Raw genomic sequence first — 26,632 nt, 5'->3', positions numbered from 1 at the left:
ATCCCCAGATAGATCAACTAACCATTAAGATCTCGATCTTAAAAGATCCCTTGCGATCAAGAAATATGAGCCAAGCTGCAAATCCAGCTTTATAAAGCGATCCAGATCGATCTATAATAGATGGCATTCGATCAGTTTTCAGTTCTACTAAACCACAACATGTAGTGGTAACTCACAGAGTTATCCACATATTCTAGTAGGCTCCAAGCATCGAAGTATATTCAAAGATGGCAATATTTAATCACTTGCGCTTATTCCTAGTTGACGTGCATAACTAAAGTGATTACAATTCGGCCTCTTTTTTGCCCTTAGCTCTTTTTTGGAGTTTAAGGTTTATTAACCTAACAAAGACGGATTGCCATAATGAGTAAACGTACTTTTCAACCTAGCAACCTGAAGCGCAAGCGTTCTCACGGCTTCCGCGCTCGTATGGCTACTGTAGGTGGCCGTAAGGTCATCGCACGTCGCCGTGCTAAAGGTCGCGCTCGTCTTTCTGCGTAAGTAGAAATGCAAGTGACTAGCTATACCTTTACGCGGGAGTTACGTTTGTTAACTCCCGCGCAATTTAAATCTGTATTTACCAAACCTATCAAAGCGTCCTCCGCTGAAATAACCTTACTTGCAATTCCTAATTCTGAACAACACCCTCGTTTAGGACTAACGGTTGCCAAGCGTTATGTCAAAAAAGCAAACCAACGTAACCGTATTAAACGCATAATTAGAGATAATTTCCGTTTACACCAGCATGATCTACCCGCTGTGGATATCGTTGTGCTTGTCAGAAATGGCGTGCTTGATATGGAAAACGCAGAACTAAAAAACTTAGTAGAAAAGCTATGGCGAAAACTCAGTCGCCGTTACAATGGCTAGCAACCACGATTATTCGTGGTTACCAACTACTCATAAGCCCCATGCTGGGGCCTCGTTGTAGGTTCAATCCAACGTGCTCACATTATGCAATCGAAGCAATTCGATTGCATGGTTTTGTGAAAGGGTGTTGGTTTGCAGCGAAACGCATATTAAGATGTCACCCTTTACATCCGGGCGGTGAAGACCCCGTCCCTAACAAAAAACATAGGTGCGATAAATAGGTTATGGAATCTCAACGCAATATATTGCTGATCGGTTTGCTGTTTGTCAGCTTCCTACTGTGGCAACAGTGGCAAGCAGATCAAGCGCCTCAACCGGTGGCAGCAGCTCAAACACAGTCTTCAATTCCAGCTTCAACAGTTGCTGACTCTCACAGTTCAGATGTGCCTGATGCTGATTCAGCCGTACCTGAAGCTATAACAGCATCTAAAGAACTGATCACCGTATTTACTGACCAACTAGAAATCAAAATTGATCCAGTTGGCGGTGATATTGTTTACTCTGCCCTACTTTCTCATAAGCTTGAGGAAAACGGAGATGACCCGTTTGTTCTTCTAGAGCAGACAAACGATATCTATTATATCGCACAAAGTGGCCTTATTGGTCGTGACGGTATCGACAGTAGCGTAAAAGGTCGAGCTCACTTTGACAGCGCTTCACGTGAGTACAAATTGGCAGACGGCCAAGACACACTTAGCGTGCCATTGACTTACGTTAGTGACAAAGGTGTAACTTACACAAAATCATTTGTCTTCACTCGTGGTAAGTACAACATCGCCGTTGATTACAAAATAAACAACACTTCTGATGCTTCGCTTCAAGTTCAAATGTATGGACAGATCAAGCACAGCATCAAGAAGAGCGAAAGCAGCATGATGATGCCAACCTATCTTGGTGGTGCTTTCTCTACAGATGATATTCGTTACGAAAAGTACAGCTTCGATGATATGGCTGACAAAAACCTAGATGATTCAACACTAGGTGGCTGGGTTGCTATGCTGCAACATTACTTCGTATCAGCATGGGTACCACCAGCAACTGAAAAGAACATTATCTTCTCTAGCATGAAGAATGGTCTTGCTAATATTGGTTTCCGTGGCGAGCTACATGATATTGCACCCGGTAGCGAACAGGTTATTAAGTCTGAGTTCTATGTTGGTCCTAAAGATCAAAAAGCACTATCAGTACTTTCTCCATCGCTAAACCTAGTTGTCGACTATGGCTTCCTATGGTGGTTAGCAGTACCTATCTACAAACTATTGATGTTCTTCCATTCAATCGTTGGTAACTGGGGCTTTGCTATTATCTTAATTACGCTAACAGTTCGTGGTTTGCTATACCCGCTAACTAAAGCGCAATACACCTCTATGGCGAAAATGCGCAATCTACAGCCTAAGCTTGCTGAACTGAAAGAGCGTTTTGGTGATGACCGTCAGAAGATGGGTCAAGCTATGATGGAACTGTACAAGAAAGAGAAAGTGAACCCTATGGGTGGCTGTCTACCAATCTTGCTACAGATGCCTATCTTCATCGCACTTTACTGGGTACTACTAGAAAGTGTTGAATTGCGTCACGCGCCATTCATGCTTTGGATTACTGACTTGTCAGTACAAGATCCATACTACGTACTACCTATCCTAATGGGTATCTCGATGTTCGTGATGCAGAAAATGCAGCCAATGGCACCGACGATGGACCCAATGCAAGTTAAGATGATGCAGTGGATGCCAGTAATCTTTACCGTATTCTTCCTATGGTTCCCAGCGGGTCTGGTTCTATACTGGTTGGTAGGTAACTTAGTCGCGATTACGCAGCAGAAAATTATCTATGCGGGTCTGGAGAAAAAAGGGTTAAAATAACCTTTAGCTCCGACTAACAAAAAGCGGTCTAATACTGAGTATTGACCGCTTTTTTGCTTTCTATATAGAAGCCGTATTTTTATAAACACCTGAAATTAGATTAGGAAACACAGTAATGACTACAGATACTATCGTGGCACAAGCGACCGCTCCAGGACGTGGTGGCGTAGGTATTATTCGCGTATCTGGCGACTTAGCGAGTAATGTTGCTATGGCTGTTTTAGGGCATATTCCTAAGACCCGCTACGCCGATTACTGTGACTTTAAAGAAGATAGCGGCGAAGTTATCGACCAAGGTATCGCGCTATTCTTTAAAGGCCCAAACTCCTTTACCGGTGAAGATGTACTCGAGCTTCAGGGGCACGGCGGTCAAATCGTTCTCGATATGCTGATTAAACGTGTTATGGAAGTTGATGGCCTGCGTATTGCGAAACCAGGAGAATTCAGCGAACAAGCTTTCATGAATGATAAGCTTGACCTAACTCAGGCCGAAGCCATTGCCGACTTAATTGATGCCACCAGCGAACAAGCCGCCAAAAGCGCTCTAAACTCACTTCAGGGTGAATTCTCTACTCAGGTACATGATTTAGTAGAAAAGGTCACCAACCTGCGTCTATACGTCGAGGCAGCAATTGATTTCCCTGATGAAGAGGTCGACTTTCTCTCTGATGGTAAAATTGCCGCGTCTTTAAATGGTATTATCGGTAAACTTGATGGTGTTCAAGCCAGCGCAAAACAAGGTTCAATCATACGTGAAGGTATGAAAGTGGTAATTGCGGGTCGACCTAATGCTGGCAAATCGAGCTTATTGAATGCCCTTGCAGGTAAAGAATCGGCTATTGTGACCGAAATAGCCGGTACCACTCGTGATGTACTGCGTGAACATATCCATTTAGACGGTATGCCACTGCACATTATCGATACCGCAGGCCTGCGCGATACCGCCGATACCGTCGAAAAAATTGGTATTGAACGCGCGTGGGATGAGATCAGAACTGCCGATCGAGTGCTGTTTATGGTCGATGGCACCACCACTCCCGCGGTTGATCCTCATGAAATCTGGCCAGACTTTATCGATCGCCTACCTAACAACTTAGGTGTGACGGTGGTGCGTAATAAAGCCGATCTTACTGGTGAAGATCTTGCTATCACAACTGAAGCAGGTCATAGCGTTTATCGTATCTCAGCCAAGACAGGTTTAGGGGTCGACGATCTCAAGCAGCACCTAAAATCATTGATGGGTTACCAAAGTAACCTTGAGGGTGGCTTTATCGCTCGTAGACGTCATTTAGAAGCACTCGACTTGGCAAGCAGCCACTTACTTCTAGGTAAAGAACAATTAGAAGTGTATCAAGCGGGCGAGTTACTCGCCGAAGAGCTACGCATGTGCCAGATGGCGTTATCTGAAATAACCGGTAAATTTACTTCTGACGACCTGCTAGGTAAGATCTTTAGTTCATTCTGTATCGGCAAGTAAAACCGCTCTAATTAAGAATAATCCCACAAAATATAAAGCCACAATAGACTTAACTACTGTGGCTTTTTGTTTATCTAAATTATGATCATGTTGCAGATAAGATCTATAACGATCAAAACAAAAAAACAATGATCGAGATCACCAAACGAGAGATAAGTATCAACAGAGATATCAACAAGCTGTATTGATCTGTGAACAGATCCATCCTCAAACACATAAACCAATATAAGCAGTTGAATAAAAAGACTTTAACCAACACTTAAAAACACGATCTATCTAGTATTTATTTTTTATTTGGATCTTTGCAGATAAGTTATACTCAGGACAAAAGTAAATGATCTCAGTTTAAATAGGATCTCAATTTGAAAGTAAAAAATAGAGTCTTTAGCTCGAAAATCCTCGAGGAATAGATCTTAAGTTCTCCCCGTAATTGACGTCTTGCCTATTCTTAATCATTTTCCCTTTACTCATACTGGTACGTTAGTTCCACGTGAAACCTTTTATCTTCAAGAATGCACACCGATGATCAGCTCTGAGTTTAGATAAACAACGTCTAGTTTTCATACCCCCCCCCATGACAGATTAAAGAGAACGCTAAAATAACGCTAAAAGTAGTCATATAGACAACAGCGTAAACAAAGGCTGCCAATCGAGTGAATGCTTTTACTAGCTGTATCACTTTCATTCCAATTCGATCACTGTAAAATCCGCGCCTTGTTATGATTTTTTACCTTTATACAGCGTATTTATGATGATCGATTTGGCTCTACTACCACTATATTTAACGACAGTCGTCGCCCTCCTACTTATCCCAGGTCCAGACATGCTATTAATAGCGAGTTCTAGCCTAAGCTACGGTAAAAAAGTCGGAGTTTACGCGAGCTTTGGTAATGCAACATCGGGACTCATCTTAACCTTATTAGCAGCTATGGGTGTGTCAGCGGTAATAGCCATGAACCCCATGGCACTCGAAGTACTACGGGTATTAGGTGGCGCCTATCTGCTAAAAATGGGTTGGGACTGCATGCGCAGCTCAGCTGCTGAAGCGCCGGAAATTGAACAGCAAAACAATCTCGCGAAACTGTTATATCGCCGAGCGGTAGTAAGTAACCTACTAAATCCCAAGGCATTGATCTTTTTTGTTTTATTTCTGCCACAGTTCGTTTCAACTCAATTAACAGCTAGTTCAGGCGAGCAAATGCTAGCACTTGGGTTATTACTTAACGTGATGGGATTAGTCTTTAACTTGCTGCTAGTGGCTCTCGTCGGTACCGTTGGTAAACCACTACTCAAGAATGAAAAATTCAGAACTTATCAGAATAAGTTTATGGGTATGATCTTCTTTGTTTTAGCCATCTGGTTACTAGCCTCTCAGGTACAAAATATCAGTTGATATCGTAAAACTAATATTAAAAAAGCGGGTAATTACCCGCTTTTTTGTCCGCTGAATCCATTGAGTCATATTTTCGTTCGCTATGGAGAGAAGTTAAAAAGTCCCTCCCGTTAGAATCATTATCCCAACCACCATGGCAACATACATTATGAAACCAAGACAATTACCAACCCAAATTGTTGGATTTTTATGGTATAGCCCATATGTCGTCCACAATAATGCAATAAAGGCATAAAGCACCCAAGTAATCAGTGATAGACCAGCTGCGTGTTCGCTGTGGGAGAAAAAAAGTTTGTATAGCTGCGGCAAAGTGGCAAGTGGGCTAACCAGCCCCATGACGAGCATAAGAGGCTCTAACGCTTTACCTACACGGTCAATGATAGACATATTAACACCTCTTTATTATCACTCTTATGTCGCGCAAATACTTAATTTAAACAACACTTTTTATATTTTTTACCACTGCCGCAAGGACAAGGATCGTTACGTCCAGTTTGAATACCTGCTATATATGGTTGCTGAGGCTCAACATTCTCAAAATAACTTTCGTCAAGTTCATTTGGGGTATTCATAAGATCATCAAAAACCGCCATTAATGCTTCATCACTCATCTCTGATTCAGCGTTGAACCCCGCCCACTGACTCAGAGAGTCAATAACATCGTATTCACCACATATCAGGCCACTTTCCCATTCAGAGTAACCAATACTGTTGTTGTTCCAATCAACAATACATTGATTCTCGACTGTACCTTCATCTATCACTTTACGCTCTACGTACTCTACCATTTGCGTGTGATACTGATTAAACTGGTTAGAAATTAATAGATTAACCAACTCAAACAACGCTATAGAATGATTATAAGTAACAAGATTTTCAATAAAGGCTGGAATATATTGATTAAGTGTCTCTTTATCAATTTGACCAGTATGAAACTGTGAGAATAGAGCCCCCAAAGCAGCCATTTTAACTATTTCACCGGCTTGCTTGGAGTTAACGAGAACGCAAAGCTGCTCAGGCTTCCCTTGAGCTAAGATATAATAAGCAGTAGAAAGTTCAGAACCAATAAAGTCACCGAGTAGTGTATCTAAAGGACTATTGCAGTCATCTTTGTTGGTTAAATTGATCAGAGAATCAAAACAACTAAATTGCTTACGGTCGACAAGAAGGCAAATACCGAAGAACAACAAATTAGCCTCAGGTTCCGTCAATGTTTCTTTGGCAATGAACGTCTGCATTAATTCATCAATAACGGGCAATAACTCTGACCACTGCAGCCTAGCGGATTGTAAAGCTTCAACCGGAAGTTCTGTTAAATCACCACGACTTAGGGTACTAATTATCTCATCTAATTTCATATTACATTCAAGGTTCATAAGGTATTTAGCATTCTAGAACACTCAAAAAGAAAGCTAAAGCCCTTATAAATAAAGCGCTACACATGGCTACGCTTTAACGAGCACCGATAAATGGCAATACATTGAATATTAAAATTAAATTTATTCAGATGCCGGAAAAATGGCGAATAAAAAAGCGGGAATTATCCCGCTTTTTTATTCTTAATGCGTTAGCCAAGATATGAAAATAATCAGTTGCTAACGCCTGAGTGACTTAGATTCTATGACCATATTCAATAATAGTTTCACGATAAAGCTTCAGTAGCGCCTCATCTTTTACTGCCACTCCAACTTGCTGAACAGTTTTTGATTCCCAGTCATCATGAGAATGGATACGACCATCAAACTTTTGGATTGTCATCCCTTCAGCAGGTCCATCGGTAACGACGCGAATAGGCCCCTTTCTTAATGTAAATAAAGAGGGATCGATAACATAAGCGATGGCTGATGGATCATGCACATGGCAGCCTTCTAAGCCGACTTTTTCAGAGTAAAACTTAAGGTAATAACGACTGATATCCCAAATAAACTGGCCAACTTCAGCGGCGTCATCTCTTAACTGATCAAGATAGTCCTTACTAAAGAAACTTTCTTCTGTCACATCTAAACCTATAACAACAACCGGCCAAGGCGCTGTAAACACGATATCAGCAGCATGAGGATCATCGTGAATATTAGCCTCTGCATAAGGCGTCACATTGCCTCTATGCTCGTTCACCCCGAAGGCGCCCCCCATCACAACGACCTCTTTTACTAAGCCAGCGATCTCAGGCGCCGCATCGAGTGCTAACGCCAAATTAGTTAACGGCCCAACAGCGACTAAAGTAATCTCACCAGGCTCAGCTTTTACGGCATCAATAATGTATTGATAAGCAGGACGAGGATCCGCAGTAATACTTAATTCTGTCGGTGCATGCACATCACCAAAGCCTGTTTCACCATGCACGACAACAGTTGGCCCAACAGGTTCGCGAACGATAGCTTTACTTGCTCCTTGTGCAACGTCAGCTTTAAAACCATACTTTTTCTTTAAAAACAGAGCATTGTTAGTTCCGTTCTCAATAGTGGCATTACCGTAAACAGTAGTGATAGCTTTAAGTTCGATAGCAGGATGAGCTTCAGCAAACAAGATTGCCATAGCATCATCAATCCCCGGATCAGTATCGAGAATTATTTTATTTATCATTTTTTCAGATCCTAATAATTACATTTCTATCATCTGTAGGTAGCCGAGTAAGATACCTTTATCCAGATTTCACAAACGTGATCTAAGCGCTAGAGTGGCAACATAATTACCACAACGCGCTAGAGTTATTGATTCAATTATCTATATTGTCCAGTTTTCACACTGACTAAACTAGCGAGTTATTCCTGTTCCGCTTTAAATAGCAAATCCAATACTAATTTTAGACCCTGCAGAGCAAAAAAATCAGCCATTAAGCTGGCTATATAGCGTGTAAATCACATCAAGCTAGAAGAATCAAAATCAAATTTACCTTATGATGCACGTAAATAATGAGCAGCAATAATCTATAATTTGACCTTAATATAGCAAGGGAATAGACAGATTAAGCTCTATTTAGACAGTAATAATTAGGACAAATAATGGCAAAAGTAGACATTTTAGTCGGCACCACACTAGGCAGCGCAGAATATGTTGCGGATGAAATATCCGATCAATTAAGCGATTTAGGCCATGAAACTATCGTTCATTTAACCCCAAATCTGAGCGATCTTAGCCAAGATTCACTTTGGTTAATCGTTTCTTCAACCCATGGAGCAGGCGATCTCCCCGATAATATAGTGCCATTTTTCGACGAGATCCAAGCCCAAAACCCCGATCTTAGCGCAATCAAATTTGCCTTATGTGCCATCGGTGATTCTAGCTACGACACTTTTTGTCAGGGCCCAGAAAAATTAGTCGAGCAGCTTAAATTATGCGGTGCACAAGTCTATGTGGATAAGATCCAGATCGATGTGCAATACGATCCTATTCCAGAAGAGCCAGCATTATCATGGCTTAGCAGCTGGCAAGATCAACTATAAGATCTCATTTCACCCCGCTTTTGTTGTTTATCTTTTCTGTAATGCACAGATTAGATCTAACTTATCCACATATAACCTTTTTATTTAATAAATATGTGGATAAGCTATTATTTTGATCTGATCAACTTCTGCATTACTTCACATCAGATCTGCTCAATGATCCACCTTGTGGATAAGTAGGCGATCTATCCCCAAGCTTAAGGCAGTTAGATCGCGATCAGATCACAAGATCGTTTTAGTGCTACCTGTTGATTTTAAACGGTTAATAGAGTTATCCACCGAAAACAGCGATCCTAATAGTAAACATAATAAGAGATCTATATAAAGATCTTAAGATCTATTAAGGCGATCCACCCTGATCAAAACAAGCTAAATAGATCGTTCACCTTAAGCAAAGCAAATGCTAAAATGATCCGCTCAAAAACAATTTATCCTTTTAAGAATCGAAGGCTGTCGAATGCAATTTCATGAACGGTTTGATGTAATCGTTGTTGGTGGTGGTCATGCTGGTACAGAAGCCGCTTTAGCTTCTGCTAGAATGGGCTCCAAAACACTTTTACTGACCCATAACATAGATACTTTAGGACAGATGTCCTGTAATCCTGCTATCGGCGGCATAGGTAAAGGACACTTAGTCAAAGAAATTGATGCATTAGGTGGAGCAATGGCTGTTGCTACCGATTTTGCAGGAATTCAATTTCGTACATTAAATTCAAGTAAGGGGCCAGCTGTTCGTGCAACTCGCGCACAAGCAGACAGAGCACTTTATCGACACAAAATCCAAGAAATTTTACAGCACCAAACGAATCTACGTATTTTCCAACAAGCGGTAGACGATCTTGTTGTTGAAAATAACAAAGTGATTGGTGTTGTCACACAGATGGGCTTGGCCTTTGAAGCTCCAGCAGTTGTCTTAACTGCTGGGACATTCCTTGGTGGAAAGATCCATATCGGACTCGAAAACTACAGCGGTGGTCGAGCTGGTGATCCACCGTCAATAGCCTTGGCTCATCGACTAAGAGAATTACCGATCCGTGTTGGACGTTTAAAAACGGGGACACCTCCACGTATCGATGCCAATACCATTGATTTCTCTCTAATGACAGAGCAAAAAGGTGATAATCCATTACCAGTGATGTCATTTATCGGCGATGTTAACGACCACCCTGAACAAGTTTCTTGTTACATCACTCATACCAATGAGCGTACTCACGATATTATTCGTGGTGGTTTAGACAGAAGTCCAATGTATTCAGGGATCATCGAAGGTATTGGTCCGCGTTACTGCCCTTCAATCGAAGACAAGATCAATCGCTTTGCAGACAAAACGTCGCATCAGATCTTTATTGAGCCAGAGGGATTAAATACGACTGAGATCTATCCAAACGGTATTTCGACCAGTTTGCCTTTTGACGTTCAGTTGAACTTGGTTCGCTCAATCAAAGGTATGGAAAATGCTGAGATCATGCGTCCAGGTTATGCGATTGAGTATGATTACTTTGATCCTCGCGATCTTAAAAATTCATTAGAAACAAAAGCCATTAGTGGCTTGTTCTTTGCTGGACAGATTAACGGTACTACCGGCTACGAAGAAGCTGGCGCACAAGGTTTGTTAGCGGGCATGAATGCTTCGCTGCAGGTTCAAGGTAAGGAAGCTTGGGCTCCACGTCGTGATCAAGCGTATCTAGGTGTATTGGTAGACGACTTATCGACGTTAGGTACCAAAGAACCGTACCGCATGTTTACCAGCCGTGCGGAATACCGTTTGTTACTACGTGAAGATAACGCCGATCTACGTTTAACCGAGAAAGGCCGCGAACTTGGCTTAGTTGACGATAAACGTTGGGCACTGTTTAGTGAGAAGATGGAATCGATCGAAACTGAACTGCAACGTTTACGTGGTCAGTGGATCCACCCTAACTCACCGTTAGTTGAGGCGCTTAATCCGAATTTGAATACGCCGATCACGCGTGAAGCGACATTCGAAGATCTACTTCGTCGTCCAGAAATGGATTATCCAAAGCTAATGTCTATCGATGGCTTCGGTCCAGGACTTGAAGATCAACGTGCTGCAGAGCAAGTACAGATCCAAGTTAAGTATTCTGGTTATATTCAACGCCAGCAAGGTGAAATTGATAAAGCGATTCGCCATGAAACCACTTTGCTACCGCTAGATCTGGATTATCAAGAAGTACCAGGTTTGTCGAATGAGGTGATTGCTAAGATGAATGAGCATAAGCCTGAGACGATTGGCCAAGCTTCACGTATCTCTGGAATGACTCCTGCTGCAATCTCAATCTTGTTGGTCCATCTGAAAAAACGAGGTTTATTGAGAAAAAGCGCCTAGTTCGTTACAGATTCGCGAGCTTTGCATGATAAAGGGAAGCTTTGAGGCTTCCTTTCATCTTTTCCGCGATTCATAATACTGATTGATTTTTGATTCGCTTTATTTTGAGGACACAAACTGTGTTATCTGCCCAATTAAATGATTATTTGGCCGAAGTTGGCCTGACTGCTACCGAGCAGCAAAAGAAGCAGCTTGTAGACTTTGTCGGCATGCTTAACAAGTGGAATAAGGCATTTAACCTGACATCTGTACGTGATCCTGAGCAGATGTTGATCCGTCATATTATGGACAGTTTAGTGGTGTCGCCTCACCTTAAGGGATCGCGTTTTATAGACGTAGGCACCGGCCCTGGTTTACCTGGGATCCCGCTGGCGATCTTAAATCCTGACAAAGAATTTGTACTGCTCGATAGTTTAGGTAAGCGGATCCGTTTTCAAAAGCAGGTGCAGTTTGAGTTAGGTATCAATAATATTTCTTCAATAGAAAGCCGTGTTGAAGCTTACCAACCTGAAGAACTATTCGATGGTGTGTTAAGCCGTGCGTTCGCTTCTATTCAAGATATGCTGCACTGGTGCCACCACCTCCCCAAAGCTGATGGTTGCTTCTATGCGCTCAAGGGGCAATTGAGTGAAGATGAGATGGCACAACTGCCTGCGGGTTTTGTGGTAACAGATATCTTTGAGCTTAAAGTGCCTAAATTGGATGAACAGCGTCATCTGTTACGTGTCATTAAGCAAGATTGATTAATTTTTAATGCGGTTGTTACTTTTTGATGACCGTAGCTTATTTTATCTCTGTCGCGATAAAAATAGACTAGGTGAAGCCAGTGGTTGCAGACAAAGCGAACTGAAGAGTTGCAATCTTTCGGCGCTTCAAGCAATTTGTTACTAATAACCATTAGATTAGTGCGCTAATTCCCTGCGTGAAACAACGCTCGGGAATATAATAAAAGTGACTTACAGGGTGATATTGTGGGTAAAGTGATTGCCGTGGCCAACCAGAAAGGTGGCGTCGGAAAAACAACAACGTGTGTGAATTTAGCGGCTTCTCTAGCAGCGACTAAACGTCGTGTTTTGTTGATCGATCTCGATCCTCAAGGTAATGCGACGATGGGCAGTGGTATCGATAAATATACTGTCGAGAACACCGCTTATGAGTTATTGGTTGAAGAAAAGCCATTTGAGGATGTTGTTTGCCGAGATACTACTGGAAAATATGATCTCATCGCCGGCAATGGTGACGTTACTGCTGCGGAAATTAAGCTCATGGAGTTTTTTGCCCGTGAAGTTCGTTTGCGTAATGCTCTCGCCCCTATTAAAGATGACTATGACTTCATTTTTATCGACTGCCCGCCTTCACTAAATATGTTAACAGTTAATGCCATGTCTGCAGCCGATTCTGTATTGGTTCCTATGCAGTGCGAATATTACGCGCTGGAAGGGCTGACGGCACTAATGGATACCATTAGTAAGCTTGGGGCTATGGTTAACTCGGGCCTTCATATCGAAGGGATCTTGCGCACTATGTATGATCCCCGTAACCGACTCTCAAATGATGTTTCTGATCAACTGAAACAGCACTTTGGTGACAAAGTTTACCGCACAGTGATCCCTAGGAATGTTCGGTTGGCCGAAGCCCCTAGTTTTGGTGCTCCAGCGATGTATTATGATAAATCGAGTGCTGGGGCTAAAGCCTATCTAGCACTCGCAGGCGAAATTATTCGTCGTGCAGAGCAGCTCACCCAGGCTGAGCAAGTTTAAGGATAAAAAATGACACTGAAAAAAAGAGGCTTGGGTAAAGGTCTAGATGCATTACTAAGCACAAGCCAAGCTGCAAACCAGCGCGCTGAACCAACTGTTGCAACTGAAGTTGAACAAGATATTAGAAACGATGATCTAATCACGTTAGATATCGATAGATTACAACCGGGTAAGTATCAGCCGCGTAAAGATATGTCGTCTGAGGCGTTAGAAGAGCTTGCTGAGTCCATTCGCGCTCAAGGTATTATTCAGCCTATCGTTGTCCGTAAAATATCTCCTGAAAGCTATGAAATTATTGCCGGTGAGCGTCGCTGGCGTGCATCTCAGCTTGCCGGACTGCCTAAGATCCCCTGTATTGTAAAACAGGTGGCAGATGAGGCTGCTGTTGCTATTGCACTTATCGAGAACATTCAACGTGAAGATCTTAATGCGATGGAAGAAGCCATTGCGTTAAATCGTCTTATTGAAGAGTTTAAATTGACCCATCAGCAAATTGCCGATGCTGTAGGCAAGTCTCGTGCGACAGTATCAAACCTATTGCGCCTTAATGGTTTAAATGAACCTGTAAAGCGTATGCTGGAGTACGGTGATATCGATATGGGGCATGGTCGGGCACTGCTCGCTATCAGCGGTGATGAGCAAACTAATTTAGCTCGATTGGTTGTAGCCAAAGAATTAACTGTTCGTGAAACGGAACGATTGGTCAATAAAACCTTAAATCAAACTGAAATCGCCGAAAAACCAGCTAAAGATCATGATGTAGTCCGTTTAGAGACCCAATTAATTGAAAGACTAGGTGCTAAGGTTACGTTAACACATAACAAGAAGGGCAAAGGCAAAGTGGTAATTAATTACCAAAATCTAGCTGAATTAGAGGGAATTATCAGCAAAATCCGCTAAAAGCTCAAAGTTAACACTATATTATGTAACTTTGTGACATTCGTTAATCTTACTCTTTTAGACTTTTGGCGTAGATCACACTAAAAGTCCCCTTTTTCTAGCGGTTGAACTTGCTTTGAAAGCCTGAAACGGTATACTTTCGCAAGCTTTTTGTACCTAGGGTTTGTGCAGGGTATTTGTAATCCTGTCATCTAAACAAGAAGTTATAATGCGGAGAAGGTAAATTGAGCAAGGTTTTAGCACGTCGTGGCCGGCGGTCAGCCTATAGATTAGTTTTACTGCAGGCGGCGGTTGCTGGATGTGTTTCCCTTTTCTTTTTCGCTATGTGGGGGGTTCAGTATGGTCTGTCTGCTTTGGCAGGTGGTGCTATCGCTGTACTCCCTAATTTTGTGTTCGCAACCCTAGCTTTCTCCCATTCGGGGGCACAAGCATCAGGAAAGGTCGTACGATCATTTTTCCTGGGGGAAGCGGTAAAGTTGCTGTTAACCATTGTATTATTTTCACTTGCATTTGGTTTGATGAAATCGTCATTTATGCCGTTATTCGTCTGCTATTTACTTGTGCTAATTGTGCCTTGGACAGTCCCTTTACACTTCAAACAAAATTAAGTGAGATTAATCATGGCGACAACTGGGGATGATACGTTAACTATAACGGCTTCCGACTATATCCAGCATCACCTGACTAATGCGAAAATGTGTTCCACTGATGGTGGGATTGCTTTTAACTATGCATGTCAAGATGCTGGATTTTGGACTTGGCACATTGACTCACTTTTATTTTCAGTAGGTCTAGGGGTTCTATTTTTGTGGTTATTCTACAAAGTAGGACAAAAGGCAACAATTGGCGTTCCAGGCAAGCTTCAATGTTTCGTTGAAATGTGCGTGGAAGGTGTAGATAAAATCGTTAAAGACTCATTTCATGGGAAAAATGCGGTTATTGCACCATTAGGTCTAACTATTTTCGTCTGGGTTTTCCTGATGAACTTAATGGACTTGATCCCTGTTGACTTTGTACCTGAGGCCGCCAAACGATTATTAGGCGTACCTTACCTAAAGATTGTACCTACAACTGACTTGAACGTAACTTTGGGCTTAGCTTTGAGTGTGTTCGTGTTAATTGTTTTTTACAGTATCAAGGTTAAAGGGTTTAGTGGGTTCACTAAAGAACTGACTATGCAGCCTTTCAATCACTGGGCTCTGATTCCAATTAACTTTGTTTTGGAAACAGTCACCTTGATTGCGAAGCCGATTTCATTATCGCTTCGTCTGTTTGGTAACCTGTATGCAGGTGAGTTGATCTTTATTCTGATAGCACTGATGCCTTGGTGGGCGCAGTTTGCATTATCAGTGCCTTGGGCCATTTTCCATATTTTGGTAATTGTGCTGCAGGCGTTTATCTTCATGATGCTTACGATTGTATATCTAAGCATGGCACATGAAGACCATTAATTTAATAAAATTAGTTACTTATCGGAGATAAAATGGAAACTGTAATTAGCTTTACAGCAATAGCTGTTGCAATTATGATCGGCTTAGCAGCGCTAGGTACTGGTATTGGCTTTGCTATTCTAGGTGGTAAATTCCTAGAAGCTTCTGCTCGTCAGCCAGAACTTGCTCCTGCACTTCAAACTAAAATGTTCATTGTAGCTGGTCTACTTGATGCGATCTCAATGATTGCAGTTGGTGTTGCATTATTCTTCGTATTCGCTAACCCGTTCTTAGGTCAATTAGCAGGCTAATCGTCCCCCTTAGAAGGAGTTGTCGTTATGAGTATTAACGCTACCCTGCTAGGCCAAGCGATTTCTTTTTTACTCTTTGTGTGGTTTTGCATGAAGTTTGTATGGCCGCCATTGATGAACGCTATCGAAGAACGCCAGAAGAAAATTGCTGATGGTCTAGCTGATGCAGGACGTGCTGCAAAAGATTTAGAGTTAGCTCAGGTTAAAGCAACAGAGCAGCTAAAAGACGCTAAAGCAACAGCAAACGAAATCATTGAGCAAGCGAACAAACGCAAAGCTCAAATCGTTGATGAAGCAAAAGTTGAAGCCGATACCGAGCGAGCGAAAATTATTGCTCAGGGACACGCTGAAATTGAAAACGAACGTAATCGCGTGAAAGAAGATCTACGTAAGCAAGTAGCTGCACTGGCTATTGCTGGCGCAGAAAAAATTCTTGAACGTTCGATTGATGAAGCCGCACACAGTGACATAGTTAATAAACTTGTTGCTGAACTTTAAATAAGGAGCTTGAGTTATGGCTGAAATAACCACCATCGCTCGTCCTTACGCAAAGGCAGCTTTTGAGTTCGCTCTTGAACAGAAAGCAGTAGAGAGTTGGGCAGAAATGCTGAACTTCGCCGCATTAGTGAGTGAAAACGAAACGATGCAGCCTTTACTGTCTGGCTCTGTAGCCAGCGGTAAGCTTGCAGAACTCTTTATTGGAGTTTGTGGCGAGCAGATCAACGAGCAAGCTCAGAACCTGTTAAAGGTAATGGCTGAAAACGGTCGTTTAGTTGTGCTACCAGCTGTTGCTCAACAATTTGTTGAGCTGCAACGTGAGTATGCGAAAGAAGTTGAAGCGCAAATCGTTTCAGCTACTGAGCTAACCTCTGAGCAACTACAAGCGCTTAGCGTTTCTTTAGAGAAACGTCTAGCACGCAAAGTTAAGCTGAATTGCAGCATAGATACCAGCCTTATTGCTGGTGTAATTATCACGGCAGGAGACTTAGTCATTGATGGCTCGGTCCGCGGAAAAGTTTCGCGTCTGTCTGATACGCTGCAGTCGTAATTGGGAGTTTGAGCATGCAACTGAATTCCACTGAAATCAGCGATCTGATTAAACAGCGGATCGAGCAGTTCAACGTCGTCAGTGAAGCTCGCAACGAAGGTACTATCGTTGCAGTAAGTGATGGCATCATCCGCATCCACGGTCTAGCCGATGTGATGCAGGGTGAGATGATTGAACTGCCTGGTAACCGTTTCGCAATCGCGTTGAACTTAGAACGTGATTCTGTCGGTGCCGTAGTGATGGGGCCTTATGCTAATTTAGCAGAAGGTGATAAAGTTAAAACAACTGGTCGTATTTTGGAAGTCCCAGTTGGCCGAGGTCTATTAGGCCGCGTAGTCAACACATTGGGCGAGCCAATCGACGGGAAAGGACCACTCGAACACGATGGTTTCTCTCCTGTTGAAGTTATCGCACCAGGTGTTATTGAACGTAAGTCAGTAGATCAACCAGTGCAAACTGGTTATAAAGCCGTTGACTCTATGATCCCAATCGGTCGTGGACAACGTGAATTGATCATTGGTGACCGTCAGATCGGTAAAACCGCTCTTGCGATCGATGCCATCATCAATCAAAAAGATACTGGCATTAAGTGTGTATACGTAGCAGTAGGCCAAAAGGCTTCTACCATCGCTAACGTGGTACGCAAGCTAGATGAACATGGCGCTTTGGCGAACACCATTGTTGTTGTTGCTACAGCTTCTGAAGCTGCTGCTCTACAATATTTGGCTCCATACTCTGGTTGTTCAATGGGTGAATATTTCCGCGACCGCGGTGAAGATTCACTGATTGTCTATGATGATCTTTCTAAGCAAGCAGTTGCTTACCGTCAGATCTCATTGCTTCTTAAGCGTCCACCTGGACGTGAAGCATACCCAGGTGATGTATTCTATCTACACTCTCGTCTGTTAGAACGTGCTTCACGTGTTAACGCTGAGTATGTTGAGAAGTTCACTAAAGGCGAAGTGAAAGGCCAAACTGGTTCTTTGACTGCATTGCCGATTATTGAAACTCAAGCGGGTGACGTTTCTGCATTCGTACCGACTAACGTAATTTCGATTACTGATGGTCAGATCTTCCTTGAAACCGATCTATTTAACTCTGGACTACGTCCAGCTGTTAACCCTGGTATCTCAGTTTCTCGTGTTGGTGGTGCGGCTCAGACTAAGATCATCAAGAAACTGTCAGGCGGTATTCGTAGCGCACTTGCACAGTATCGAGAGCTTGCAGCGTTCTCACAGTTTGCATCTGACTTAGATGATGCAACACGTGCTCAGCTTGAGCATGGTGAGCGTGTTACTGAACTTATGAAGCAAAAGCAATACGCCCCTATGAGCGTAGCTAATCAGGCTGTGTCTATTTTCTCAGCTGAAAAAGGTTACCTAAAGAGCGTAGAGCTTAATAAGATTGGTGATTTCGAAGCATCTCTGCTCTCTTTCATGAACAGCGAGCATGCTGACCTAATGAAGACCATTAACGATACTGGCGATTATAACGCTGATATCGAAGGTGAGTTGAAGGCCGGCCTCGATAAGTTCGTCGAAACCCAAACCTGGTAATCGAAAGAGGTGTCGTAAGACACCTCAGGTCCAGATTGGAGAGTTAAGATGGCCAACGCTAAAGAGATTAAAACCAAGATCGCGAGTGTTAAAAACACTCAGAAGATCACATCTGCTATGGAAATGGTTGCCGCCAGCAAAATGCGTAGAGCGCAGGACCGCATGGCTGCAAGTCGTCCATATGCAGAAAATATGCGTAAGGTGATCGGTCACGTGGCGCAAGGTTCTCTCGAGTATAAGCACCCCTATTTAGAGGTGAGAGAGGCTAAGCGTGTTGGTTACATTGTTGTGTCAACCGACCGTGGTCTTTGTGGTGGTCTGAACGTTAACCTTTTCAAAAAGGTTATCGCAGACGTGAAGAAGCAGCGTGAAGCTGGTGCAGAAGTCGAATTCTGTACGATTGGTGCACGTAGTGCGCAGTTCTTCAACAGTTTTGGCGGACAGGTTTCTGCTTCTGCTTCAGGTTTAGGCGATGCTCCAAAGCTAGTCGACTTGATCGGAACAGTACGTGTGATGCTAGAAGCATACAACGAAGGCAAGCTGGATCGTTTGTACGTAGTATTCAACAAGTTTGTAAATACTATGGCTCAAACGCCGGTGATCGAGCAGCTGCTACCTTTGCCTAAGTCAGAAGAAGGTGAGTTTACTCATCAGTGGGATTACATCTACGAGCCAGATCCAAAGTTATTGTTAGATACTTTGTTGGTTCGTTTTGTTGAATCTCAGGTTTATCAAGGTGTTGTTGAGAATATCGCATCTGAGCAAGCAGCCCGTATGGTTGCTATGAAAGCTGCGACAGACAACGCTGGTGAACTTATCGATGACTTGCAGTTGGTCTATAACAAAGCCCGTCAAGCTGCTATTACGCAGGAACTGTCGGAAATTGTTGCTGGCGCTGCAGCCGTTTAGGCTAGGTAACGAATACAAGTTTTAGAGGATTAATCATGAGCACAGGTACTGTTGTCCAAGTCATTGGCGCGGTTGTGGACGTAGAGTTTCCACATGATGCCGTACCTCAGATATATGACGCTCTAGAGATCAAAAGTGAAGGCTTGGTGCTGGAAGTTCAGCAGCAACTTGGTGGTGGTGTAGTTCGTACCATCGCTATGGGTACTTCAGATGGTCTGCGTCGTGGTCTTGAGGTCGTAAACTCTGGTTCACCAATTTCTGTTCCGGTAGGGTCAGCGACTCTTGGCCGAATCATGAACGTTTTAGGTGATCCTATTGATGAATGTGGTGAAATCGGTGAGCAAGAACGTTATGTTATTCACCGTGAAGCGCCTTCATATGAAGATCAATCAAGCTCAACTGAACTTTTAGAAACGGGTATCAAGGTTATCGACCTTGTTTGTCCATTTGCTAAAGGTGGTAAAGTTGGTCTGTTTGGTGGAGCTGGTGTTGGTAAGACCGTCAACATGATGGAACTTATTAACAACATCGCTAAAGCACACTCAGGTTTATCTGTATTTGCTGGTGTAGGTGAGCGTACTCGAGAGGGTAACGATTTCTACTACGAGATGAAAGATTCTGGTGTTCTCGACAAAGTGGCCATGGTTTATGGTCAGATGAACGAGCCTCCAGGAAACCGTCTACGTGTGGCACTTACCGGTCTAACTATGGCTGAGAAGTTCCGTGACGAAGGTAAAGATGTTCTTTTCTTCGTTGATAACATCTATCGTTACACCTTGGCAGGTACTGAAGTATCTGCACTGCTAGGCCGTATGCCATCAGCAGTAGGTTACCAGCCAACATTGGCTGAAGAGATGGGTGTACTTCAGGAGCGTATTACATCGACTAAGACAGGGTCTATTACCTCTGTTCAAGCCGTATACGTACCTGCGGATGACTTGACGGATCCGTCACCAGCAACAACCTTCGCTCACTTAGATGCGACTGTTGTACTGTCACGTAACATCGCCTCTATGGGTATTTACCCAGCGGTTGACCCATTGGATTCGACTTCGCGTCAGCTAGATCCTTTGGTTGTTGGTCAAGAGCATTATGATGTTGCGAGTGGTGTGCAGACTGTACTTCAGCGCTATAAAGAGCTGAAAGATATTATTGCGATTCTTGGTATGGATGAATTATCTGATGAAGATAAGACAACTGTAGCGCGTGCTCGTAAGATTGAAAAATATCTTTCACAGCCTTTCTTCGTAGCAGAAGTATTCACCGGTTCTCCAGGTAAGTACGTTTCTCTTAAAGACACAATCCGTGGCTTCAAGGGCATTCTAGAGGGTGAGTTTGATCACCTTCCAGAGCAAGCGTTCTACATGGTTGGTTCAATCGACGAAGCTGTTGAGAAAGCTAACAAAAAATAACTAGGTCTTTGACTTAGTTTAAGGAGAACGGATGGCAGCCATGACAGTACAGCTTGATATGGTAAGTGCAGAGAGCAATATCTTTTCTGGTCGAGTAGCTCAGCTACAAGTATCAGGTACTGAAGGTGAGCTAGGTATTATGCCTGGTCACGCCGCTCTGCTGACAAGTATCAAGCCTGGCATGGCGCGCATCGTCAAGCAAGATGGAAGTGAAGAAGTGTTTTATCTTTCAGGTGGTATCCTGGAAGTTCAACCTTCTTCAATTTCAGTATTGGCTGACGTCGTATTGCGTGCCGAAGAGATTGATGAGCAGGCAGCTGTAGAAGCTAAGCGTCGTGCAGAAGCCCATATGGCTAATGCTGGTGCAGACTTCAACTATGCAGCAGCAGCGATTGAGTTAGCTCAGGCTATCGCTCAGCTTCGCGTTGTCGAGACCATCAAGAAGAACATTTCCCGCTAAGGGATTGTTTGATGAAAAAAAGCGCCCTAGGGCGCTTTTTTTGTGTCTAAAAGAAGGTTAAAAGCAGGCCCTAGGAAAAGCTAAGAAAGGTCCTAGGTGCTAGGAAAAGCAGAGGCGAACGCTTCGCTGACGGATAACAGAACGTTCGCAAGCTTACTGACGGAAAAGACAAAAATATAAAGACTATAAAGAAACTTCTTAGGTTAAAAGATTAGAGGTTGTTAGCTTGAACCCAGAACCCAGAACCCAGAACCCAGAACCCAGAACCCAGAACCTAGAACCTAGAACCTGTTAACACTCAAGCCTAGAATCGACTAATAGATAAGCTAGAGCAGGAACAAGCTGCTAATAGTGGTATTTCTAGCCATATATATAACTATAGATGTCTCGAGTTAACTCATAAGTAAATGAATATCAATGATATTTTTGAATGTTATTTAGTCTGTTTAAGTATCAATGAAAAAATGAAAATGCTAATGTGTGGACAAGTTTTAACCGCTTCATTACAAGTTTGGCTATCTGCTTAGGCTTGTGTTGCGTTTATACCTAAGAAATTCATGGAGCGGTAAATGAAAAGGACTAAAGGCCGTATTATCTACGGCGCAATTCTGATGTTGTCAGGGGCACTGCTTATCAGTGGCTGGAGTATCGGCTTTTCCGGTAGTCGTCACTATATCGATGCAACAAGCGTGATGACAGCTAAAGTGCAAAGTGGCGAGTTTACTCAGCGGATCAGAGGTTATGGCACGCTGATGTCACAAAACCAGCGACTCATTACCGCCAGCAGTTTGGCTGTGGTCGATGAAATAAAGCTCCATCCTGGGGCCGAAGTTAGCGCCAATAGCATCTTACTCATCTTAAAGAATCCCCAGCTCGATAGTGCGCTACAGCAAGCGGAAACCAATGTACATAACAGTCGTACGACCAAGCGAAAGCTGATGCTTGAGCAGCAGCGTGAACTGCTGGATCAAGCCTCTAGCTTGGCTGAGTTTAAGGCCGATGCCGAAATCGCTAACTTACAGGTGGAAGCCGAGTCGCCACTGGCGGCAGAGGGGATCATCTCTGCAATGGATATGCGGCTCAGTCGCTTGAGGGCAAAACAACTCAATGAACGCTTAAAGCTTGGCCAGGATAAACTGGGTAAGTTACGTGAGGTTCATGCCGAGCATCTGCTTATTCAAACAGAAATAATCAAGCAGGCAGAGTCAGAGCTCGCTACGGCGCAAAATCGACGAGAGCAACTTGTTGTGCGTGCAGGTATTGAGGGAGTGCTGCAACGCTTACCGATAAAGTTGGGGCAGAGCGTTAATGTGGGGGATGAGCTGGCTCTGGTGGGGAGCTTGTCGCCTCTGATCGCCGAGATTAAGGTGCCGCAGATGCTTATTCAGCTGGTCCGTCATGGTGCTAAGGCTGATATCGATACCCGCAGCGGTATTGTCAGTGGGCAGGTTATTCGAGTCGATCCCGTGGTCAGTCAAGGTGCAGTAAGAGTCGATATTCAACTGCTCGATGAGATATCGAGTGATATTCGACCCATGCAGATGGTTGATGCGGTGATCTTCGGTAAGAGTCGCGCCCAGGTCAATTATGTCGATAAGCCCGCAGGCGCTATCGAAGACAGATCCTTAGCGGTATTTAAGTTAGAAAGTGCTGAACGTGCTATCAAGGTGCAGGTGCAATTTGGCAAGGCGGTAGGTAACAGCATAGAGATCATCTCCGGCCTACAAGCTAACGATAAAATTATCATATCTGCATTGGATATAGACACAGATATTACCCAGCTGCAGCTGAGCCAATAAACAAGGAATGTAAGATGAAAAAGGAAGTACTCAACATAAAGCAGATCTATAAGTCCTTTGCCGCCGGACAGGTGAAAACGCCAGTGCTCAATGGTGTCTGTTTTTCTGTTTGTGAGGGCGAGTATGTCGCTATATCTGGGCCATCGGGTTGCGGCAAATCGACGCTGCTTAATATCTTAGGGCTGCTCGATACCCCTGATAGCGGTGAATATTATATCGATGGTCTACTGGTCTCAGATATGAATGCCAATGAGCGCGCTGCAGTGCGCAGTCGTCGGATTGGTTTTGTATTCCAAGCGTTTAACTTAATCGATGAAGAGTCGGTGCTGGATAATGTTGCCCTGCCGCTTAAGTATCGTGGTGATAATCTTAAGCAACGCCAGCGAAGAGCGTTGGAGTGCTTAGACAAAGTGGGGCTGTCCGATAAGGCAGCGCTATTTCCTAATCAACTCTCTGGTGGTCAACAGCAAAGGGTGTCGATTGCTAGGGCCCTGGCGGCAGATTCAGGCATCATGTTGGTCGATGAGCCTACGGGAAACCTAGACTCGAACAATGGTGACGCCGTGATGGCGCTGCTAAGCGAGCTTAACCGTCAGGGAACCACCATTTGTCTGGTTACTCATGATCCCCGCTATGCTCAGATGGCAGATAGACAGATTAACTTACTCGATGGCAAGGTCGTTATCGAAACGGCTGTCAATATCGAGTGTGTCGCATGATAGCGTTGAGTCATATGTTGACTGCCGCCCAGCGCCAATTTGGGCGGGCTAAACAATATTACCTTACGGTCACCCTAAGTTTGGCACTTACCTTAAGTCTGGTATTTAGCGTATTTAGTATCTTAGATGTGGCCTATCTGCAGCCCTTGCCTTATGGCGAAGCCGATGAGTTGTATTATGTTGAGGGAACACTCAACTACCAGCAGCAAATCGTTGTAGGCACTAACACCCAAAACCTGTTGACTCTGCAGCAGCAACAGAACATATTTTCCGATCTCGCTATTTATTTTAGCTGGAGTGAATATAAGCTACTGGATTCTCCTGAACGGCCCGATGTTCCGGTAATGTTGGCCTCACATAATTTGTTTGAAGTGTTACAACTTAAGCCTGTATTAGGGCGTTTCTTTAATGTCGATGAGACGATGGGCAACAAGCAGCCATCGGCAATCTTAAGTTATCAGGCTTGGCAGCAACATTTTGCTGCAGATCCCAGCATCATAGGCAAAAGCGTACAGCTTAATCAGCGTCGCTTCACCATCATCGGCGTGACTCCCGATAACTTGGTTCTACCCCAGCGCAGTGATGTTGCTCAGGCTATCTGGCTGCCTCTGGATATGGATGAGCAGTTAGACCCCAAAAGCTTTGGTGGCTATGGCAGCGCAATAAAGGCGCTGGGTCGATTACAAACTGGAGTCACTCCAGAGCTTGCCAGTGAGCGCCTTGGCGAGCAGATGCTGGCGGCGGCCAAGTTAAATACGCCAGAGTTAGTTAAAGAGTATGAGCTTTCCGGCCGGTTACAAGACTTTACTGCCGCGATGCGCGGTGACAGTGGCAAATTGATTGTTATGTTGGTCGGTGGTGTGAGTTTGCTGACTCTAATGGCTTTGATTAACTTGGGTAATTTACAGTTAGCCAGGGCAGTGGGACGAGTACAAACCGTTGCTATCAGTTACGCCTTTGGTGCGACTCGTAAACAGCTATTTAAGGATATTTTTCGTCACAACGGTTTATTGATAGGCTTGGCTTCACTATTCGCACTGCTGCTCACTAGCTTTGCTTTCAACATGATAGGTTATCTGGGTGAAGAGCTATTGCCACGCCTTGATGCGCTCAGTTTAAATGCCAATATGTTGCTCTTCGCCGTGTTGGTGACTCTGGTCATCGCTTTTGTCTTTAGCTGGATAGAGCTTAAGGCCATCGATGAATCTCAACTGCAAAGCTGTTTGCAGGCCAGCGGCAAGGGCACGGGCAAGCAGTTATCCAAAGGCGTTAGCCATGGACTTATCGGCTTGCAATTATTGTTTGCTGTACTCACCTTGGTCGCATCGAGTCAGGTATTGATGGCAAGTTTGAACGAGGCATTAAGACAAAACCATATAATTAGTAAGGATCTTTGGTCCATGGTGGTCAATTACGGCGCCATATCGGACAAGGAGGCCAGAGTTAATTTGCAGCGCGCGGTGAGTGAGCATTTAAGGGCGCAGTCAGGCGTAGTAAGTGTGAGTCGCGCCAGTGATACCCGCGTTCCCGATACTTTTAATATAGGGCCTATCTATAATGAAATGGGCGATAATATTGCCAATGGTCGAGTCACGGTAATGGATGATAATCAGCTGCCGTTATTTGGTATGCAGATCCAGGGGCGTTTCTTTAGTCGTGAAGATCTGCAACTAGAATATAAGCCTGTCATTATTAATCAGCGGTTGGCGGCTAAATTTGATGGTGATGCCATTGGTCAGAAGGTGATGAAGCACGATAAGGTGCCAATGGAGATTGTCGGCGTAGTCAGTAATACCGATTTTCCTGGTAGTGCTAGCTATGAGGCAGATGAGCTATTTATACCAGGAAATTATTCCGGATATCGCGTCGATACTCTTGTCATTAAGGTTAAGGAAGATCATGCAGGTTTTAATCAAGCCCTGATGTATGCCCAGTTGCTTAAGCTAGATCCTAGGCTGGATATTATGTTACTCAAATCGGTGGATGAGCATTTTGCCAATATCAGTCGTAATCAGCGTTTCTCTGCCTGGCTTGCTGGCGGTATCTCCTTGGTGTCGCTTATCATGGTTCTAGCTGGTATCAATGGCATGATCAGCTATATGGTGAGGATGCGTCGTTATGAACTTGGAGTCAGGCTCGCGATGGGAGCGAGCCAAAAGCTGCTACTGCGCTCTCAACTATTCGAACTAGCTAAACCTATGGCTACGGCTGCGTTATTTGGTTTTTCTATCAGCTATTTTGTGATTGGTTATAGTCGTACCCAAGTCGACTGGCGTTTTGCCCTCTATTGGCCTGAATTGATCTCCAGCCTAGCGCTGTTACTGGTGTTCGCTGTTATTGTGAGCTTTATTCCTATTTGGCGAATCCTTAAGACTGATCCCATTAAGGCGCTGCGTAACGAATAATCGCAATTTTATCGGTATAAGAGTCATTGCCGTCATCATTAACGTGATGACGGCAAATTTCTGGCTTGAGTTTGAGTGTTACATTGTTGGCATTATTTTTAATAAAGGGTTCTGCCATGCAACACGTACTTATCATCGCTAATGACGCTCCTTATGGTTCAGAAAAGCTATTCAATGCGCTTCGTCTCGCCATACAGCTCAATGAGCAAGACTATTCACCAGTCAGAGTGAGCCTATTTTTGCTGTCTGATGCGGTAACGGCTGTTTTACCTAATCAAAAGCCAGTCGAAGGTTATAACATCCAGCAGATGCTAGAGATTGTTATTGCACAAAAAACACAGGTTAAGTTCTGTGGTTCCTGTATGCATGCTCGCGGCCTAACAGAGCTTAAAGTGATTGAAGGTTGTGAAATGGCTACCATGGATGATCTTGCTCAGTGGGTGCTGGTGGCTGATAAAACCATTACTTTTTAATACTGATTCTGCCGTAAGTCGAGTCGCTTTTAATAACTGTATCGCTTAAAATCGGCTGTCT

General features: G+C 43.7%; 28 protein-coding genes. 24 read left to right on the top strand and 4 right to left on the bottom strand.

Annotated elements, in window-relative coordinates:
- Window positions 1-363: 363 nt before the first annotated feature.
- The 6 genes from rpmH to SHAL_RS22315 all read left to right on the top strand — a co-directional run bounded on the left by rpmH (window position 364) and on the right by SHAL_RS22315 (window position 5,599).
- Complete coding sequence (rpmH, locus tag SHAL_RS22335; RefSeq protein WP_011867659.1) at window positions 364-501, top strand: 50S ribosomal protein L34; 138 nt, start codon at window positions 364-366, stop codon at window positions 499-501.
- A gap of 12 nt (window positions 502-513) precedes the next feature.
- Window positions 514-870 carry a ribonuclease P protein component gene (gene rnpA / locus SHAL_RS22330; protein ID WP_086020069.1) on the top strand — a complete coding sequence of 119 codons (357 nt, stop codon included), beginning with the start codon at window positions 514-516 and terminating at the stop codon, window positions 868-870.
- Window positions 837-1,091, top strand: a complete 255-nt coding sequence (yidD, locus tag SHAL_RS22880; RefSeq protein ID WP_012279355.1) for a membrane protein insertion efficiency factor YidD — start codon at window positions 837-839, stop codon at window positions 1,089-1,091. The genes rnpA and yidD overlap by 34 nt, the downstream gene beginning before the upstream one ends.
- Before the next feature lie 3 nt (window positions 1,092-1,094).
- Window positions 1,095-2,729, top strand: coding sequence for a membrane protein insertase YidC (yidC, locus tag SHAL_RS22325; RefSeq protein WP_012279354.1), 1,635 nt, complete (start codon window positions 1,095-1,097; stop codon window positions 2,727-2,729).
- 115 nt (window positions 2,730-2,844) lie between these two features.
- Complete coding sequence (gene mnmE / locus SHAL_RS22320; protein WP_012279353.1) at window positions 2,845-4,206, top strand: tRNA uridine-5-carboxymethylaminomethyl(34) synthesis GTPase MnmE; 1,362 nt, start codon at window positions 2,845-2,847, stop codon at window positions 4,204-4,206.
- 748 nt (window positions 4,207-4,954) lie between these two features.
- Entirely contained in the window at window positions 4,955-5,599 is a 645-nt protein-coding gene (locus SHAL_RS22315) for a LysE family translocator (protein ID WP_012279352.1), read from the top strand.
- Window positions 5,600-5,692: 93 nt separating this feature from the next.
- Here the strand turns inward: SHAL_RS22315 and SHAL_RS22310 are convergent, their stop codons facing one another.
- The 3 genes from SHAL_RS22310 to SHAL_RS22300 form a co-directional block, all read right to left on the bottom strand.
- On the bottom strand, window positions 5,693-5,986 hold the full coding sequence (locus tag SHAL_RS22310; RefSeq protein WP_041416180.1) for a SemiSWEET transporter: 294 nt from the start codon (window positions 5,984-5,986) through the stop codon (window positions 5,693-5,695).
- A 41-nt stretch (window positions 5,987-6,027) separates the two neighbouring features.
- Complete coding sequence (locus SHAL_RS22305; protein WP_150102122.1) at window positions 6,028-6,957, bottom strand: DUF1186 domain-containing protein; 930 nt, start codon at window positions 6,955-6,957, stop codon at window positions 6,028-6,030.
- A 253-nt stretch (window positions 6,958-7,210) separates the two neighbouring features.
- On the bottom strand, window positions 7,211-8,182 hold the full coding sequence (locus tag SHAL_RS22300; protein ID WP_012279350.1) for a nucleoside hydrolase: 972 nt from the start codon (window positions 8,180-8,182) through the stop codon (window positions 7,211-7,213).
- Between the two features lie 419 nt (window positions 8,183-8,601).
- Here SHAL_RS22300 and mioC point away from each other — a divergent pair, with 419 nt between their 5' ends.
- The 17 genes from mioC to SHAL_RS22215 all read left to right on the top strand — a co-directional run bounded on the left by mioC (window position 8,602) and on the right by SHAL_RS22215 (window position 26,098).
- The gene (gene mioC / locus SHAL_RS22295; protein WP_012279349.1) at window positions 8,602-9,042 is read left to right on the top strand and encodes an FMN-binding protein MioC; all 441 of its coding nucleotides are present in this window, start codon (window positions 8,602-8,604) and stop codon (window positions 9,040-9,042) included.
- 457 nt (window positions 9,043-9,499) lie between these two features.
- Window positions 9,500-11,389, top strand: a complete 1,890-nt coding sequence (mnmG, locus tag SHAL_RS22290) for a tRNA uridine-5-carboxymethylaminomethyl(34) synthesis enzyme MnmG (RefSeq protein ID WP_012279348.1) — start codon at window positions 9,500-9,502, stop codon at window positions 11,387-11,389.
- Window positions 11,390-11,508: 119 nt separating this feature from the next.
- Entirely contained in the window at window positions 11,509-12,132 is a 624-nt protein-coding gene (gene rsmG, locus SHAL_RS22285) for a 16S rRNA (guanine(527)-N(7))-methyltransferase RsmG (protein ID WP_012279347.1), read from the top strand.
- Between the two features lie 228 nt (window positions 12,133-12,360).
- Window positions 12,361-13,149 (top strand): ParA family protein, encoded by a 789-nt coding sequence (locus SHAL_RS22280; protein WP_012279346.1) that lies wholly within the window; start codon window positions 12,361-12,363, stop codon window positions 13,147-13,149.
- Window positions 13,150-13,158: 9 nt separating this feature from the next.
- Window positions 13,159-14,049 carry a ParB/RepB/Spo0J family partition protein gene (locus SHAL_RS22275; protein ID WP_012279345.1) on the top strand — a complete coding sequence of 297 codons (891 nt, stop codon included), beginning with the start codon at window positions 13,159-13,161 and terminating at the stop codon, window positions 14,047-14,049.
- Window positions 14,050-14,273: 224 nt separating this feature from the next.
- Complete coding sequence (locus tag SHAL_RS22270) at window positions 14,274-14,657, top strand: ATP synthase subunit I (protein ID WP_012279344.1); 384 nt, start codon at window positions 14,274-14,276, stop codon at window positions 14,655-14,657.
- A 12-nt stretch (window positions 14,658-14,669) separates the two neighbouring features.
- The gene (gene atpB, locus SHAL_RS22265) at window positions 14,670-15,500 is read left to right on the top strand and encodes a F0F1 ATP synthase subunit A (protein WP_012279343.1); all 831 of its coding nucleotides are present in this window, start codon (window positions 14,670-14,672) and stop codon (window positions 15,498-15,500) included.
- Window positions 15,501-15,532: 32 nt separating this feature from the next.
- Window positions 15,533-15,790: a F0F1 ATP synthase subunit C gene (gene atpE / locus SHAL_RS22260; RefSeq protein ID WP_012157432.1), complete on the top strand. Its 258-nt coding sequence runs from the start codon at window positions 15,533-15,535 to the stop codon at window positions 15,788-15,790.
- A 27-nt stretch (window positions 15,791-15,817) separates the two neighbouring features.
- Entirely contained in the window at window positions 15,818-16,288 is a 471-nt protein-coding gene (gene atpF, locus SHAL_RS22255) for a F0F1 ATP synthase subunit B (RefSeq protein ID WP_012279342.1), read from the top strand.
- A gap of 16 nt (window positions 16,289-16,304) precedes the next feature.
- Window positions 16,305-16,838 (top strand): F0F1 ATP synthase subunit delta, encoded by a 534-nt coding sequence (gene atpH, locus SHAL_RS22250; RefSeq protein ID WP_012279341.1) that lies wholly within the window; start codon window positions 16,305-16,307, stop codon window positions 16,836-16,838.
- Window positions 16,839-16,852: 14 nt separating this feature from the next.
- Window positions 16,853-18,394: a F0F1 ATP synthase subunit alpha gene (gene atpA, locus SHAL_RS22245; protein ID WP_012279340.1), complete on the top strand. Its 1,542-nt coding sequence runs from the start codon at window positions 16,853-16,855 to the stop codon at window positions 18,392-18,394.
- Between the two features lie 48 nt (window positions 18,395-18,442).
- Window positions 18,443-19,303, top strand: coding sequence for a F0F1 ATP synthase subunit gamma (gene atpG / locus SHAL_RS22240; protein ID WP_012279339.1), 861 nt, complete (start codon window positions 18,443-18,445; stop codon window positions 19,301-19,303).
- Between the two features lie 35 nt (window positions 19,304-19,338).
- The gene (atpD, locus tag SHAL_RS22235; protein WP_012279338.1) at window positions 19,339-20,715 is read left to right on the top strand and encodes a F0F1 ATP synthase subunit beta; all 1,377 of its coding nucleotides are present in this window, start codon (window positions 19,339-19,341) and stop codon (window positions 20,713-20,715) included.
- Between the two features lie 31 nt (window positions 20,716-20,746).
- Window positions 20,747-21,175 carry a F0F1 ATP synthase subunit epsilon gene (locus tag SHAL_RS22230; RefSeq protein ID WP_012279337.1) on the top strand — a complete coding sequence of 143 codons (429 nt, stop codon included), beginning with the start codon at window positions 20,747-20,749 and terminating at the stop codon, window positions 21,173-21,175.
- 569 nt (window positions 21,176-21,744) lie between these two features.
- A complete protein-coding gene (locus tag SHAL_RS22225; RefSeq protein WP_012279336.1) occupies window positions 21,745-22,974 on the top strand; it encodes an efflux RND transporter periplasmic adaptor subunit in 1,230 nt (409 codons plus the stop codon).
- A gap of 14 nt (window positions 22,975-22,988) precedes the next feature.
- Window positions 22,989-23,693 (top strand): ABC transporter ATP-binding protein, encoded by a 705-nt coding sequence (locus SHAL_RS22220; RefSeq protein WP_012279335.1) that lies wholly within the window; start codon window positions 22,989-22,991, stop codon window positions 23,691-23,693.
- Complete coding sequence (locus tag SHAL_RS22215) at window positions 23,690-26,098, top strand: ABC transporter permease (RefSeq protein WP_012279334.1); 2,409 nt, start codon at window positions 23,690-23,692, stop codon at window positions 26,096-26,098. Before SHAL_RS22220 ends, SHAL_RS22215 begins: the two co-directional genes overlap by 4 nt.
- On the opposite strand, the gene SHAL_RS23360 is transcribed toward SHAL_RS22215, so the two are convergent.
- Window positions 26,076-26,216 (bottom strand): hypothetical protein, encoded by a 141-nt coding sequence (locus SHAL_RS23360; protein WP_190273614.1) that lies wholly within the window; start codon window positions 26,214-26,216, stop codon window positions 26,076-26,078. The genes SHAL_RS22215 and SHAL_RS23360 overlap by 23 nt on opposite strands.
- Here SHAL_RS23360 and SHAL_RS22210 point away from each other — a divergent pair.
- Complete coding sequence (locus SHAL_RS22210; protein WP_012279333.1) at window positions 26,215-26,571, top strand: DsrE/DsrF/TusD sulfur relay family protein; 357 nt, start codon at window positions 26,215-26,217, stop codon at window positions 26,569-26,571. The genes SHAL_RS23360 and SHAL_RS22210 overlap by 2 nt on opposite strands.
- Window positions 26,572-26,632 lie beyond the last annotated feature (61 nt).

Source organism: Shewanella halifaxensis HAW-EB4 (assembly GCF_000019185.1).
Taxonomy (GTDB): Bacteria; Pseudomonadota; Gammaproteobacteria; order Enterobacterales; family Shewanellaceae; genus Shewanella; species Shewanella halifaxensis.
The sequence above is the reverse complement of the archived record's forward strand: the minus strand, read 5'-3'. Positions and strand labels throughout refer to the sequence as shown.

Bases quoted from the DNA above. Each gene is read 5' to 3' on its own strand.
- SHAL_RS22225 (WP_012279336.1), top strand. From the start codon at position 21,745: ATGAAAAGGACTAAAGGCCGTATTATCTACGGCGCAATTCTGATGTTG.
- SHAL_RS22230 (WP_012279337.1), top strand. From the start codon at position 20,747: ATGGCAGCCATGACAGTACAGCTTGATATGGTAAGTGCAGAGAGCAAT.
- rpmH (WP_011867659.1), top strand. From the start codon at position 364: ATGAGTAAACGTACTTTTCAACCTAGCAACCTGAAGCGCAAGCGTTCT.
- atpF (WP_012279342.1), top strand. From the start codon at position 15,818: ATGAGTATTAACGCTACCCTGCTAGGCCAAGCGATTTCTTTTTTACTC.
- SHAL_RS22300 (WP_012279350.1), bottom strand. From the start codon at position 8,182: ATGATAAATAAAATAATTCTCGATACTGATCCGGGGATTGATGATGCT.
- yidD (WP_012279355.1), top strand. From the start codon at position 837: ATGGCGAAAACTCAGTCGCCGTTACAATGGCTAGCAACCACGATTATT.
- SHAL_RS22305 (WP_150102122.1), bottom strand. From the start codon at position 6,957: ATGAAATTAGATGAGATAATTAGTACCCTAAGTCGTGGTGATTTAACA.
- atpD (WP_012279338.1), top strand. From the start codon at position 19,339: ATGAGCACAGGTACTGTTGTCCAAGTCATTGGCGCGGTTGTGGACGTA.
- SHAL_RS22220 (WP_012279335.1), top strand. From the start codon at position 22,989: ATGAAAAAGGAAGTACTCAACATAAAGCAGATCTATAAGTCCTTTGCC.
- mnmG (WP_012279348.1), top strand. From the start codon at position 9,500: ATGCAATTTCATGAACGGTTTGATGTAATCGTTGTTGGTGGTGGTCAT.
- atpB (WP_012279343.1), top strand. From the start codon at position 14,670: ATGGCGACAACTGGGGATGATACGTTAACTATAACGGCTTCCGACTAT.
- atpH (WP_012279341.1), top strand. From the start codon at position 16,305: ATGGCTGAAATAACCACCATCGCTCGTCCTTACGCAAAGGCAGCTTTT.
- SHAL_RS22310 (WP_041416180.1), bottom strand. From the start codon at position 5,986: ATGTCTATCATTGACCGTGTAGGTAAAGCGTTAGAGCCTCTTATGCTC.
- SHAL_RS22215 (WP_012279334.1), top strand. From the start codon at position 23,690: ATGATAGCGTTGAGTCATATGTTGACTGCCGCCCAGCGCCAATTTGGG.
- SHAL_RS22315 (WP_012279352.1), top strand. From the start codon at position 4,955: ATGATGATCGATTTGGCTCTACTACCACTATATTTAACGACAGTCGTC.
- SHAL_RS22210 (WP_012279333.1), top strand. From the start codon at position 26,215: ATGCAACACGTACTTATCATCGCTAATGACGCTCCTTATGGTTCAGAA.
- mioC (WP_012279349.1), top strand. From the start codon at position 8,602: ATGGCAAAAGTAGACATTTTAGTCGGCACCACACTAGGCAGCGCAGAA.
- SHAL_RS22275 (WP_012279345.1), top strand. From the start codon at position 13,159: ATGACACTGAAAAAAAGAGGCTTGGGTAAAGGTCTAGATGCATTACTA.
- mnmE (WP_012279353.1), top strand. From the start codon at position 2,845: ATGACTACAGATACTATCGTGGCACAAGCGACCGCTCCAGGACGTGGT.
- atpE (WP_012157432.1), top strand. From the start codon at position 15,533: ATGGAAACTGTAATTAGCTTTACAGCAATAGCTGTTGCAATTATGATC.
- atpG (WP_012279339.1), top strand. From the start codon at position 18,443: ATGGCCAACGCTAAAGAGATTAAAACCAAGATCGCGAGTGTTAAAAAC.
- SHAL_RS23360 (WP_190273614.1), bottom strand. From the start codon at position 26,216: ATGGCAGAACCCTTTATTAAAAATAATGCCAACAATGTAACACTCAAA.
- atpA (WP_012279340.1), top strand. From the start codon at position 16,853: ATGCAACTGAATTCCACTGAAATCAGCGATCTGATTAAACAGCGGATC.
- yidC (WP_012279354.1), top strand. From the start codon at position 1,095: ATGGAATCTCAACGCAATATATTGCTGATCGGTTTGCTGTTTGTCAGC.